Source organism: Sphingobacterium athyrii, assembly GCF_003071065.1.
GTDB classification, from domain to species: domain Bacteria; phylum Bacteroidota; class Bacteroidia; order Sphingobacteriales; family Sphingobacteriaceae; genus Sphingobacterium; species Sphingobacterium athyrii.
This window is the reverse complement of the sequence record NZ_QCXX01000005.1, coordinates 39,191-52,718: the sequence shown is the minus strand read 5'-3', so window position 1 is coordinate 52,718 and position 13,528 is coordinate 39,191. Positions and strand designations below refer to the sequence as shown.

The window sequence follows — 13,528 nt, the reverse complement described above, 5'->3', positions numbered from 1 at the left end:
TAGTGATATAAACAATTATTTTATGAATAAGTTTACAACAAAATTCGGTTTAGCCTCTCTTTTGGCCTGCGTAATTTTCATCTCATCATGTAGTAAAGATACTAATAACGTGGTCATTCCGGATGGACCTACCGTACGTTTAAATATAGGACAGGCATTTGCGCCAGAAGGTCCGGTAAAAGCGGCTTCAGTTGGCCGTTCTTATGCTTCGGCAGCACAAATAGTAGAAATTCCGTTTGACAATCAATATACATTGGTGGCGACGTTGACCGCTGAAACCGCAGCGGCTCCAGGTTTAAAGGCATCTAACCGTGCGGCTACCGTTTCGACAGGTATTGATCAAAAAGCATTGAAACAAGGTACTGTTTATTATGTTGCAATATTTGATGCAGCGGGTGACTATAAAGAAACAAAATCTTTTACACAGGGAAACGGTACGCAGGATTTTGCAATAGAAAAAGGAAAATATACTTTCGTAATTTATGCGTCCGGTACCAATAAGACCTTGCCTTCAATTGCTGCAGGTGCAAAACTGAGTGCCGTTAATTTTGAGGGGCTGACCGCTGATCAGGACCTCATGTTAGCTCAGGTTCCATTTGAAGTAAAAGATGGACAGAATCTATTGAATGCTGATCTGGCGCATTTGTTTACACAAGTGACATTGAAATTTGATGCCTCGCAGTTGGGGTCTGTAAGCAGTATTACAGGTGCAACAATTGCTCCTTCCAATGCAGCTGTTGATGTGGCGCTTGCGAATGGTGCAATGACCTTTACTGGGGCTGCAAATCCGGTAGCGTTCAATCTTAAAAATACCAATGGAACAGTAATCAATTCGGATTCTACGTACATCACAACGGCTGCTACAACAAATGGAACAATAGTATTGTCTGGAGTTTCAATCGGTGGAAGTGTTGCAAAGAATCTAACCAAAGGAGGATGGAACCTTAAACCTGGTGTGAAATATCAGTTGGATATCACTTTGAAAAGGCCAATTGACGTAAATATCGGTGGTAGTACTTGGGGACTGGGAAATTTGGTTTACAACCCAAGTACGGGTAAGTATGGCTTTGCGCAAGCGAATAATGCAGCCGGCGATTATTTCTTTCCTGATTATGTGTTGCCTAAATTTATTCCGACATCCGATACAAAGGATCCTTGGGTTTACCAAACTCCTTCAAGAGAGCGAAACGGTGCGGCTGGTGACCCTTGCAAATTGGTGGATGGTAATACTTGGAGATTGCCAACTGAGCAGGAGGCAAGTGCATTGATCCAAAGGACAAACCCAAATAGTGCTGAAAATAGACGTAGCGATGCTGCAGCTAGATGGGTAGATACATTTAGCGGTAACGCTGGGGGCAAGATGGGAATGTTCTATGGTGTATATAATCATCCTGGGGCGGCAAGAGATCAGTATTTATTTATGTTATTTGCTGGTCAATATAGTACGTCTAATACACTAAATGGTGAGAATAATAAAGCTTATTATTTGATCACAGCTAATGGTGGTGGATACAAAAAATTTGAAATGGGTGGAGCTAAAGGAAGTATTGGTTGGGACTGTCAGATTAATGGAATTAATTCCGGTGATGCTGTGCAGGTGCGTTGTGTACGAAATTAAGATACTAAAAGATCTATTTGAATAATAAGTTTAATGGAGACGCCTTTCCTTTTTGGGAAGGCGTTTTTTTTCGTTCCAAATTATTTATTAAATTCGCTTGGCCTACGTTGCTGTTTAAGGTATTATTTTCGGATAATTGGAAATTATGGAATTTGGAGTTCATCGTGTGATCGGGATAGAGCGGGAGGCTTCGGCTATTGCTGATGCAACGGCAACGGACAATTATACGGTTCTTTTTGTCTCAACGGGTGGCTGCCGGATTCAGATTGATAAAAAAATGGTTGAGGTAGACGAATACAGTCTCGTCCTGGTGCCAAGGGGAGTTAAAATTGCATTTGACCCGGACGAGCGGCGTGCTTTTTTAATTATCTACTTTTCCGAGAATTTTTTTGCACGGACCGACATCGATGCTTCCTTCATCCGCAGTTTTAAATCATTTGACAGACGACAGTATGCCTATCAGGTGCTAAATGTTCCTCAGGAATACGCGACGTATTACGAATTCGTCGGACAGCAGCTCAAGCTCTCCAAGCAGAACTATAATCAAGCTATCTATCGTGACCTGGCACATAATATTGTCAAGCAAGTGGTTTTGCTCGCGGCTATTTACATGGAAGAAAAAGGACCGGGTGAATTATTGGGGTATAATATGGAGCTGGTGCGTCGTTTTCAGGATCTCGTGGAAAAAAATGTAAAAAAGGAGAAACGGGTGATGTATTATGCCAGCGTGCTTAATATAGGTAGTAAAAAACTGACCAGTTTAACAAACGAAGTGCTTGGAATTACGCCAAAAGACGTGATTACTGGCGAATTGTTGCGCGTGAGTAAAAAGTCATTGGCAGAGTCTTCGCTCAGTATCAAGCAAATCGCCTGGGAGCTGGGCTATACCAATGTAAATAATTTTAGTACGTTTTTTTTGAAGGAAACCGGCGTAACTCCAAAAGAATACAGGAAGCGCTGGCAAGGATAAGTTTTATTCATTCCTGTTTTTATACTTTTTAGGTCGAGATTCATACTTTTTGCTTCCTTTGACATCGTATTTTTGTATCAATACAGGCGCCCTACACGCCCTATGAAAACCATAAAAATACAGGTGTCATTGGATACCTGCATTTTTATGTGCCTATACCGACTATTCCCCCTTGAAGTGGTGATTTTTTGCAATAGGAATGAATAATGATGTTGTAATTCGTTAATTGCTGTTGAAAGTGAAGTCAAAAAAGGTCAATGTCAAATGATTTGCCGTTTTGATGGTACAGGTAACAGTTTTTTTTAGCCGGCAATGCCCTGAGATTTACTGTTGTTGAAATGATCTGCCAGGCTTTGGTTCAGGATCGGTGAAGTTTTTAACATTTCGCGCACCGGATATTTTTCTGCGATTTTCTGTAGTGCTTCAAGATGCCGCTCGTGATGCAGGTCTGTGCCAGCAAAATCATACATGCCGGATTTTAATAGAGTCATTGCAATTGCTTTCGTATCAACGCCATAGTATCGGCTGAGCGAGAGTAGGTTGAGCTGCAATAAACAGCCCGCATCCTTGATCTGTTTGTAAATATTGAAATTGCTATGATAATAATTATAGCGTTCGGGATGTGCTAAAATAGGCTTGTAGCCCAGTTTTTGAATATCCCGAATTGTATGAAATAATGCTTTGGACTCGGATAGATAAGACATCTCGATCAGCACATAACCGCCGGGTATAATGCAGAGTTGATCCTGTTGAATAAGGGATGTCAGGCCGTCATCAATCATATGTTCGGCTGCCGCAAAAATCGGTGTGTCGTTTCCGGTATCTTTAAGACCGCTGATCAACGCGGTCTGTGCCGCTTCAATCGTAGATTTGGTATTGGGATGGACGCCGGCCATAATGTGCGGGGTACAGATAAATTTCTTCAATCCCAATTTTTGTAAATCCTGAATATAATTTATTGAATTTTTTACCGAAATACTTCCGTCGTCAATACCGGGCAAAAGGTGATTGTGCATGTCTACTTCCAAAAACTCCAGCTGGGCCAAAGTTCGGACGGATGGCGACTTTTTATGTGTAAATAGATTGGTAAAAAAATTCATAATAGCTTATTCAAGTATATGGTTTTGTCTGTCTTATAGGATGTTTTACAAACAATATGCCAGTTTTGATGTTTACGAAGAAGATAAGAGGTAAGAAAAAATAGATTTTATTGAATAATAATAGATTTAAATCGCCTTGTGTCGGCATTTTTTAATTTTTATTGCTGTTTGTAATATTTTCGGTATAATAGTTGCTTACTCCACGATGATACGAATAGCGTGCATATGGTATCTGTCGTTATTGATTTTTTAGTAAAAAGGCCCAAATGATTGTTAAATTTTAAGTATCTTGGTCATCTTTTATGAAATTGAAATAAGCCATATACGTTGTACGGACTTCAAATGATTACGACGGTAAAGAAATAAACTAAAAGGGAAGAAAGCTATGATGGGATCTCTATGGGATTTAAGAAAACGGTTGCGGAAGGATAATCCTCGGTGGGTCATTTTGCTCATTGATATGTGGTTTGTATTTGCAAGTTATGTATTTTCAAACTACGTCGTCAATAATTTCAAAGGTGTCTTTGATGTGACACTTATGTTGAAGAAACTAGTGCTCGTTTTGCCAGTGTACTTCGCGATGTTTTTGTGTTACAATACCTTTAGAGGAATCGTGCGTCAGACAGGTATCCGCGATACCATAAAAATATTTAAAACGGTCACGTCGGCCTATATCACGTTGATGTTGTTGACGCTGGTTGTTAAAACTGTTTTTGAAAAGGGAACATCTGCGGGCGATTACCTGCGTCTTTCGTACGGGGTATTAACGATGCAGGCCTGTATTTTAATGGTGATCATGGTAGGAGCGCGTGTCGTATACCGAACGATTTTTGAATATTTGTTCCTACCCGCTCGAAAAGGAGAAAATGTGCTGATTTTTGGAGCTTCACGTCCCGGGCTGGTATCTTTCTCTTTGTTGAAAGAAGATCCCCGGATCAAGTACCAGGTTGTCGCCTTTGTAGAAGATAAGGTCTCACGTATCGGAAAACGCCTTGCAGGATTGAAAATCAAGGATATTACCGAAATTACCAAGGAGTATATCAGCAAACACGAAATTACACAGGTGATCATTGCCGTGGAAAACAATGACCCCGAACGGTTGGAATATGTCTCGGACTGGTTTCAGAATATCGGGCTTGAACTTAAAATTATGCCATCGGCGAGGATCTTGCTCAACTCCGGTGCAAAACGGGAGATACGCCCTTTAAAAATTGAAGATTTGCTCGGTCGCAAGCCCATTAAGCTGGATCACCCGGAGATTGAGGAAGAAATGAACGGCAAAGTGATTCTGGTCACGGGCGCGGCGGGATCCATTGGTTCGGAGCTGGCACGTCAGATAGCAAGACGTCATTATAAAAAGTTGATCCTATTGGATCAGGCGGAATCTGCGCTGTACGATATCCAACAGTCGATAAAAGCAACACAACCCGAACATCTGCATTGCATTGTGGGTGATGTCCGCAACTACGCTTTTATGCAAAATATATTTGCACAATATAAGCCGGATCTTGTTTTCCATGCTGCGGCCTATAAACATGTGCCATTGATGGAGGCCAATCCTTACGAATCCATTCAGACAAATGTACTTGGAAGTAAGAATGTGGCTGATCTCTGTATGCAGCATGGTACAAAGAAAATGGTGATGGTTTCTACGGATAAGGCCGTCAATCCAACCAATGTGATGGGGGCAACCAAACGAATGGCTGAAATCTATGTGAGTAGCTGTAGTGGTAGGTCTGAAACGAGTTTTATCATTACACGCTTCGGTAATGTGCTCGGTTCAAATGGTTCGGTCATACCGCTCTTTGAGAAACAAATGGCAAGCGGTGGTCCATTGACCCTGACACATCCCGAAATTACGCGTTTCTTTATGACCATTCCTGAGGCTTGTCAGCTGGTGCAGGAAGCCGGTGTGATGGGGAAAGGGGGAGAGATATTTGTCTTTGATATGGGCAAGTCCGTTAAAATAATGGATTTGGCCAAACGGATGATCAAGCTTAAAGGTTACCGATATCCTGAAGATATTGATATCAAAATTGTTGGTTTGCGTCCCGGAGAGAAGATCTTTGAAGAACTTTTGGCCAATAATGAAAATACCCTGAAAACGCATCATCCGAAAATTATGATTGCAAAAGTAAAACACGATGAATTGATACTGAAAGCAGAACGTATCAATGCTGTTTGTCAGCAAATTGTGGATGCGGATCAGCATCTGCCTGATTTTATGGAATTGGTGGCAGCAATGAAGCGTATTGTTCCGGAATTTAAATCTCAAAATTCCGAGTACGAAGCGTTGGATAGCACGATTGAACAGGAGTATATTGATGATGTTCCCGTTTATTCGCTTATTAAAAAAGCATAACCTTAGGTAAAGCAATCTAAGCATACTATACACAAAAGTCCCGTCAATGGGACTTTTGTGTATAGTATGCTTATCCCTATCGATTAAAACTTGCCAGTTCGCAAAAATCAACCTAATTTTAAGGAATTATTTAGTTATGGTAATAATGTTGGACAGATTAACGCGAGCGGTATGCTGTCTATAATCAAGATATATGAATAAAAAGATATTAATCACAGGAGGCGCAGGATTTATCGGATCCCACGTCGTTCGTGAATTTGTTGTAAAGTATCCAAATTATCAGATTATTAACTTGGATGCCCTAACGTACGCCGGCAATCTTGAAAATCTGAAAGATATAGAGGATCGTCCGAATTATGCCTTTGTCAAAGCTGATATTACGGATCAGGCGGCGATGAATGCTGTTTTTGAACAGTATCAACCGGATGGTGTGATTCACTTGGCGGCAGAATCCCATGTCGATCGTTCCATTGCAGATCCGACAGCATTTGTGATGACTAATGTGATCGGGACAGTAAATCTGTTGAATGCTGCCTATGCAATCTGGAAGAATAATTTTGTGGGAAAACGTTTTCATCATGTTTCTACGGATGAGGTATTTGGTGCGTTGGGAGAATCCGGTTTTTTTACCGAAGACACCAAATATGATCCACACTCACCATATTCGGCTTCCAAAGCGAGCTCGGACCATTTTGTCCGTGCTTATCATGATACCTATGGACTGCCGATAGTGCTGACCAATTGCTCCAACAATTATGGGCCCAATCATTTTCCTGAAAAACTGATTCCGCTGTGCATTCATAATATTTTACACGATAAGCCATTGCCTGTATACGGAGACGGTAAATATACGCGCGACTGGCTTTTTGTGATTGATCATGCCAAAGCGATTGATCTGGTTTTTCATGAGGGTAAGAATGGCGATTCGTACAATGTGGGAGGCTTTAACGAGTGGCAGAATATAGACCTGATCAAGGAGCTTTGCCGACAAATGGATGTTAAATTAGGCCGGGAACAGGGTACGGCAGCTTCCCTGATTACCTTTGTGAAGGATCGTCCGGGCCATGACCTGCGTTATGCGATTGATGCAAGTAAAATAAATGCAGAGCTGGGCTGGAGCCCGTCAGTAACTTTTGAGCAGGGGCTGTCACTGACGATAGACTGGTTCCTGTCCAATCAGGAATGGCTGGATCATGTGACTTCGGGAGACTATCAGCATTATTATAACAATCAATATCACGGCGCTTAAATATGAAATATACAGAAACGAAACTATCCGGTTGTTTTATTTTGGAGCCTGTGGTATTCGAAGATGAAAGAGGTTATTTTTTTGAATCTTATAATGAAAACAGACTGGCTGCCATCTTAGGTTACAATCCGCATTTTGTGCAGGATAACCAGTCGAAATCTCAATATGGTGTTGTAAGGGGATTGCATATGCAAGCTGGAGACCATGCACAGGCAAAATTGGTCCGTGTACTGGAGGGTAGTGTACTGGATGTCGCTGTTGATGTTCGGCCCGGCTCCCCTACTTATGGGCAGCATGTTGCCGTGGAACTCTCCGCAGAAAATAAAAAGCAGCTATTTGTACCACGTGGATTTTTACACGGATTTTCGGTATTGTCCGAGCATGCGGTATTTGCCTATAAATGCGACAATAAGTATAACAAAGAAGCGGAAGATGGTGTACATCCATTAGATAAGCTGCTGGCAGTCGACTGGCAAATTCCAGCGGAAAAGATGATCTTGTCCCAGAAAGACAAAGAGGCGCAAAACTTCACCGCATTATCCGATAAATTGTAATAGAAGAACAGCGTGCCTGACCGACATAATGCTCCCGCTCGGAGGGGATAAATAGATCGGGATGCTTAAACCATAAAAAAGATTTTGATGAAAATCGTCATTACCGGCGCTTCCGGACAGCTAGGATCCGAATTGTATGAATTATTGGTCAATGATACCGAAAAAGAGTGCTACTTTTTGGACCGTAAGCAATTGCCTTTGGACCAGATTATGCTGATCCAGGATATTTTGGCCATGTATCAGCCCGATTTGATTATTCATGCGGGCGCTTATACGGCTGTAGATAAAGCTGAAGAAGAACATGAAACAGCTAATTTGGTCAATCATTTAGCCTGTGAGGAGATTGCACAATACTGTCGCCTCCATGGTGCCAAGCTGATCGCCATTTCAACGGATTATGTGTTTGATGGTAATTCTGCTGTTCCGCTAAGCGAAGATGCACCGACAGCACCGATCAATGTCTATGGCCAGACCAAACTTGCGGGGGAGCGGGCTATTCAGAAATGGTGTCCCGAGTCGATTATTATCCGGACATCTTGGGTGTATTCTGCTTATGGAAAGAATTTTGTCAAGACGATGTGTCGTCTAATGGCCGAACGGGATCAAGTAAATGTCATCAATGATCAGATCGGTACCCCGACGTATGCAAAAGATCTGGCGATGGCGATTTTGAAAATCGCTGATGCATCGGATTGGAAAGCCGGAATCTATAACTACAGCAATGAGGGGGAAATATCCTGGTATGATTTCGCTGTAGCAATACGGGATTTCCGTTCGTTTGATTGTCAGGTAAAGCCAATTCCGACGAGTGCCTACCCTACACCCGCGCAACGGCCAAAGTATTCACTGCTTGATAAATCAAAGATTAAAGCGACCTTTGATGTAGCTGTACCGGATTGGAAGCTAAGTCTGGCTAAAATGTTGGCCGAGGAAATTAAAAATTAAAGAAAAAGATTATTAGGCTGAAGGCTTATACAACCAAATTTTAAATACGAAAGTCTCAATACGAATAGCTGGATAAAAATGAAAGGAATTATATTAGCCGGTGGATCGGGAACCCGTTTGCACCCTTTAACGCTCGCCGTAAGTAAGCAATTAATGCCCGTATATGATAAGCCAATGATATACTATCCATTGTCTACGCTCATGTTGTCAGGCATCCGCGAGATATTGATTATCTCAACTCCACAGGATTTACCAAACTTTCAAAAGTTGTTGGGAGATGGCTCTCAATTGGGCTGTCGTTTTGAATATAAGGAACAGCCAAGCCCCGATGGCCTCGCACAGGCCTTTATATTGGGGGAGGAGTTTATCGGTGACGACAAAGTCGCATTAATTCTTGGCGATAATATTTTCTACGGTTCGGGCTTGTCAAAGCTGTTGCAGTCTTGCGCCAACCCTGATGGCGGTGTCGTATTTGCTTATCCTGTACAGGATCCTGAACGTTATGGCGTGGTCGAATTTGATGCTGCGAAAAATGTAGTTTCTATCGAAGAGAAACCCAACCAGCCAAAATCCAGTTATGCCGTTCCCGGCATTTATTTTTACGACAACGATGTCGTGGCAATTGCAAAAAGTATCAAACCATCAGCACGGGGAGAACTGGAGATTACGGATATCAACAAAGAATATCTGCGTCAGGGCAAATTAAAAGTCGGCATATTTGACCGCGGTACAGCTTGGCTGGACACGGGCACCATACAGTCGCTGATGCAGGCAGGACAGTTTGTACAGGTGATCGAAGAGCGTCAGGGGATGAAAATAGGTGCAATTGAAGAGGTAGCCTATCGCATGGGTTATATTGATAAACAACAATTGCTGAAAGTTGCCGAGCCGTTGTGTAAATCTGGCTATGGTGAGTATCTGAAACATGTTGTTAAATAACTCGAAGGTATAAGCTTATAAGTGATATTTATGTTTTTAATTTGAATAAGTAGTCAGGTTAACCAGAAATGTGACAGTGTCCGAATCTCAATCAAAAAGAATCTATCAAATAGATCTGTTTCGCTTTATCGCGGCATCTGCGGTGGTATTGTACCATTACTTATATCGGGGGTATAAAGGAGGCAACATGTCCCTGCTGCATTTCGATGAGATCGGTGAATATTTTAAATATGGGTATCTTGGTGTCGACCTTTTTTTTATCATCAGCGGTTTTGTGATTGCCTTTTCCATCAAACATCGTTCGTTGCCCAAATTTTGCTATTCACGTTTTAAACGCTTGTATCCAATGTATTGGATCTGTTTGATCATTACATTTGTGACCGTTTATTTCTTTGGGGCGCCGCGCTATCTTGTGACATTCAAACAGCTCTTCGCCAACCTGACCATGATTCAGGAACTGTTCGGACAGGGAAATATCGATGGGGCGTATTGGTCTCTCTATGTTGAATTGAAATTTTACCTTATTATCGCGGTGTTTCTTGTCATAAACCGCTTTAAGCAGCTGAGCCTCGACTATCTTGTCTACTTCTGGTTGTTATTGTCAAGCTTGCGGCTGTTTGTTGGACCATCAGAAATTTATGATACTGTCCACCACCTTTTCATTCTGGACTGGAGTGCTTATTTTATTGCAGGAATCGTATTTTGCCAGATTTTTTTGCAGGGACCGGCTGTAAAGCATTTTATCGTATTGTCCTGGTGCGTGTACCTGTCGATCGATGGTGCCATTGGCCGTATTCATTGGCTGACGAGAACTTTTCATAGCGATTTTTCCCCCTATATAATTGCTGTTACCATCGTTATATTTTATATGGTGATGTTAGTTGTCTCCTGTAAGAAACTACAATGCCTCAATTCGCCTAAATTCATCAAAATTGGGATGCTGACCTATCCTTTATATCTTATTCATCAGCATATCGGTTTTATTATTTTCAACCAGCTTCATGGCTACGTAAATAAATATGTGCTTGTTTTTGCCGTTACGCTCCTGATGTTGGGTGTTGCCTACATTCTCAGCGATTGGGTAGAGCCTCGTGTAATGAGGCTGTTTAAACGATAGTAGTTGTCTCGATAATGTTAAGCTCGTCAAATAACGACATTAGCTTCGATTTCCTGAAATAGAGACGCTACAGAATGAAAAAGCTCAGTGTGATCTAACACCGAGCTTTCTGTTTTTCATGGCATCATGGACCAGATATGGAGTCGACAGACGTACGTACGATTTTAGTGACAATCATTTCACAAGGGGGGCAATCAAGAGCCTGTAAAAGGCAATTGACCGCCATTGTGTTAAAATAGACCTGGTGAGTAGTGCTTTATCTGCCAGAAGCCTAGTAGACAATATTTCCGTGATAGATCAGAGAGGCCACCGGTGAAATACGCGAAATAGCTTCGGCCGAACAGCTTGCATCGATAAGTGCGATATTTGCGTCATCACCGGGTTTTGGCCATTGCTGTTGCCCTTTGTCATCTAATGGAATCGGGCCTGCGGTTGCCAGCTTTAACATACGTGACAGACCGTACTCAGTGACCTGTCCATATACCTGGGCGGCTATATTGGCTTTTTGTAGGACACTTCCTGTCCCAAAGGTGTTCCAGTGATCAACAATGCTGTCGTTTCCGGTCATCACGGTGACCTTGTTTTCCAGGAGTGTTGGGATAGGCATAATCAAGCCAGCAAAAGGAATCGTAGAGACAATACCGATCTGTGCTGCACCGAGCTTTTCCGCGATCTCCTGTTGTTTGGCTTTCTCGAGCCTTCCTAAAACAAAACAGTGACTGAGGTAGGTTTTTCCTTTTAAAGCATGATTTTCATTTACTTTTTTGATCAGATACTCCACCGTTTTCAATCCGGATTCTCCAGACTCATGCAAATGGATGTCAATTCCTTTGTTATGATCCAATGCCAGCTGAACAGTGAAGTCCATGGTTTTCTCGATGGCACCGTCAATGGTAAAAGGGTCCACGCCACCGATAAAATCAATATTGGTTTTTGCAGCTTCTTTGAGGTAGGGTACAGAATCCGTGTAGTATACACCATGCTGGGGGAAGGCAACCAACTCGGCTCCAAAACTGTTTTTCTTATTTTCCAGTGCAAGTTGTAGGTGATGTAGGGAATCCAGTTTTGATGTGGGCTCTATATTGACGTGGCTACGTGCGAAGGCTGTTCCTTTGGATTGTAGTAGCTCAATAAGTTTTTCTGCCTTATAGGTCGAGTTTTTTAACAGTTCCGGAAGAAGCTGTTGCTCTAGTGCGATCATTCCTTTGACACCTCCGGCACCACGGCGCACGGCTTGCCATTTATCCCCATAAAATGTTTTATCCAGATGGATGTGCATATCTCTAAACGAAGGGAGCATCAGACGGCCTTTTGCATCTACGGCATTGGCATCGGTACTGTTGGGCCCAATTTTTTTGATTTTTCCGCCATCGATCTGTACTGTAAAAAGATCGGTTTTTGTTGCGATGACATTGCCATTTCCATCATATTCAAAGCCTGTTTCCAATAAAACATTCTTTAGGCTATAACTTTTTTTGCCTTGGTGTCCAGCCAAAGTCTGCGGACTAAGTTCCCTACGATCTTCGGCGACGAGCATGCCCGGGATCAATGTTGCTCCGGTGAGTGCAAGAGCTGAGTTCCGTATAAATTCTTTGCGTGTAAGCGCTATTGGTTTCATTTTATTTTCTATTTACGGTGCAATATTACTGATCCATTAAATGAATCAGCCTTTTACAAAGGTATATACAGAGACCTTGCGTATTACGGGGTAATTTCTGCCATTTCTTGTGCGATTTATCTTTTTTCCCGAAAATCACTTGGACTTACACCCGTCTGCTGCTTAAAAAAATTCGAAAAATAGGCTTGATCCGCAAATCCCAATTCGAATGTAATCTCTTTAATGGATGATTCCGTACTTTGAAGAAGGCGTTTTGCTTCTACACAGATCCGTTGATGGATGAGCTGGGTGGCGGATATCTTCAAATGTTTTTTGCACAGAATATTGAGATAGTTGGGGGAGATGTGCAGCTTCTCGGCATAAAAAGCAACTAATTTCTGTTCCCTGAAAAACTCGTCTATCAACATATTGAATTTGGCAAGACGAGGGACGGATTGATAGACTTTAAATTCGGTGAATACATGCTCTGCTTCCCTGCTGACGATGGCGGCGATCACACCAGCACGTGCTGTAATCAGGGGGATCAATGAATGCTCACGCTCCAGCTCTTTTTTGACTGATTCAAATTCGTAGTGGAGCTGGAAGAAGGCTTCTTTAGTCAGGTCGATCACAGGGTGGTTCTGGTAGTTGGTAAAAGAAAAGCGAAAGAAGGGTGCGAAATGCTCAAAAAATGAGCGTTCGATCATCAATTGGTAGCCAATTGTACCGGCATAAACGTGCCACTTATGCATTTGACCCGGGAATAGCACATGTACCTGATGATTTTTAATCGGATAGTCAATCGAATCAATCGTATGGACACCAGAGGCGGTATCAAATAAATTGATAATAAAAAAATCGTGCTTATGGGGCTTTTCGATCAGCCTTTCGCCATGTAATTCATTGAAGAGCAGTTCTTCCCGGCCGGCGGTCTGTTCTTTGCGAAAACCGTCCAGTCCAATGACCGGTGCCCAGCTATTAGCATTTCGTTTATCCATAGTACAATGTCTCAGACCTAAAATACGAAAAGCCCATAGCATTTGAGGCAATGGATTAAAATAAACCAGTTATTCGATA

Annotated in this window: 11 protein-coding genes; 8 read left to right on the top strand and 3 right to left on the bottom strand. The window is 42.1% G+C overall.

Annotated elements, in window-relative coordinates; genetic code table 11:
- Nucleotides 1-22 precede the first annotated feature (22 nt).
- Together DCO56_RS18150 and DCO56_RS18145 are read left to right on the top strand one after the other, a co-directional pair.
- A complete protein-coding gene (locus tag DCO56_RS18150) occupies nucleotides 23-1,618 on the top strand; it encodes a FimB/Mfa2 family fimbrial subunit (protein WP_108635178.1) in 1,596 nt (531 codons plus the stop codon).
- Nucleotides 1,619-1,763: 145 nt separating this feature from the next.
- Entirely contained in the window at nucleotides 1,764-2,588 is an 825-nt protein-coding gene (locus tag DCO56_RS18145) for a helix-turn-helix domain-containing protein (protein WP_108635177.1), read from the top strand.
- Between the two features lie 302 nt (nucleotides 2,589-2,890).
- Here the strand turns inward: DCO56_RS18145 and DCO56_RS18140 are convergent, their stop codons facing one another.
- The gene (locus tag DCO56_RS18140) at nucleotides 2,891-3,688 is read right to left on the bottom strand and encodes a tyrosine-protein phosphatase (RefSeq protein WP_108635176.1); all 798 of its coding nucleotides are present in this window, start codon (nucleotides 3,686-3,688) and stop codon (nucleotides 2,891-2,893) included.
- Nucleotides 3,689-4,073: 385 nt separating this feature from the next.
- On the opposite strand from DCO56_RS18140, the gene DCO56_RS18135 reads away from it, so the two are divergent.
- The 6 genes from DCO56_RS18135 to DCO56_RS18110 all read left to right on the top strand — a co-directional run bounded on the left by DCO56_RS18135 (nucleotide 4,074) and on the right by DCO56_RS18110 (nucleotide 10,854).
- A complete protein-coding gene (locus DCO56_RS18135) occupies nucleotides 4,074-6,050 on the top strand; it encodes a polysaccharide biosynthesis protein (protein ID WP_245935871.1) in 1,977 nt (658 codons plus the stop codon).
- 193 nt (nucleotides 6,051-6,243) lie between these two features.
- Entirely contained in the window at nucleotides 6,244-7,299 is a 1,056-nt protein-coding gene (gene rfbB, locus DCO56_RS18130) for a dTDP-glucose 4,6-dehydratase (RefSeq protein ID WP_108635174.1), read from the top strand.
- Between the two features lie 2 nt (nucleotides 7,300-7,301).
- Nucleotides 7,302-7,853: a dTDP-4-dehydrorhamnose 3,5-epimerase gene (gene rfbC, locus DCO56_RS18125; protein ID WP_108635173.1), complete on the top strand. Its 552-nt coding sequence runs from the start codon at nucleotides 7,302-7,304 to the stop codon at nucleotides 7,851-7,853.
- A gap of 87 nt (nucleotides 7,854-7,940) precedes the next feature.
- Complete coding sequence (rfbD, locus tag DCO56_RS18120; RefSeq protein ID WP_108635172.1) at nucleotides 7,941-8,798, top strand: dTDP-4-dehydrorhamnose reductase; 858 nt, start codon at nucleotides 7,941-7,943, stop codon at nucleotides 8,796-8,798.
- Nucleotides 8,799-8,876: 78 nt separating this feature from the next.
- Nucleotides 8,877-9,737 (top strand): glucose-1-phosphate thymidylyltransferase RfbA, encoded by an 861-nt coding sequence (gene rfbA, locus DCO56_RS18115; RefSeq protein ID WP_108635171.1) that lies wholly within the window; start codon nucleotides 8,877-8,879, stop codon nucleotides 9,735-9,737.
- Nucleotides 9,738-9,813: 76 nt separating this feature from the next.
- The gene (locus DCO56_RS18110; protein ID WP_181390599.1) at nucleotides 9,814-10,854 is read left to right on the top strand and encodes an acyltransferase family protein; all 1,041 of its coding nucleotides are present in this window, start codon (nucleotides 9,814-9,816) and stop codon (nucleotides 10,852-10,854) included.
- 271 nt (nucleotides 10,855-11,125) lie between these two features.
- Here DCO56_RS18110 and DCO56_RS18105 read toward each other — a convergent pair whose 3' ends face one another.
- Together DCO56_RS18105 and DCO56_RS18100 are read right to left on the bottom strand one after the other, a co-directional pair.
- Nucleotides 11,126-12,472: an amidohydrolase gene (locus DCO56_RS18105; protein ID WP_108635169.1), complete on the bottom strand. Its 1,347-nt coding sequence runs from the start codon at nucleotides 12,470-12,472 to the stop codon at nucleotides 11,126-11,128.
- A 116-nt stretch (nucleotides 12,473-12,588) separates the two neighbouring features.
- Nucleotides 12,589-13,449, bottom strand: coding sequence for a helix-turn-helix domain-containing protein (locus DCO56_RS18100; RefSeq protein WP_108635168.1), 861 nt, complete (start codon nucleotides 13,447-13,449; stop codon nucleotides 12,589-12,591).
- Nucleotides 13,450-13,528 lie beyond the last annotated feature (79 nt).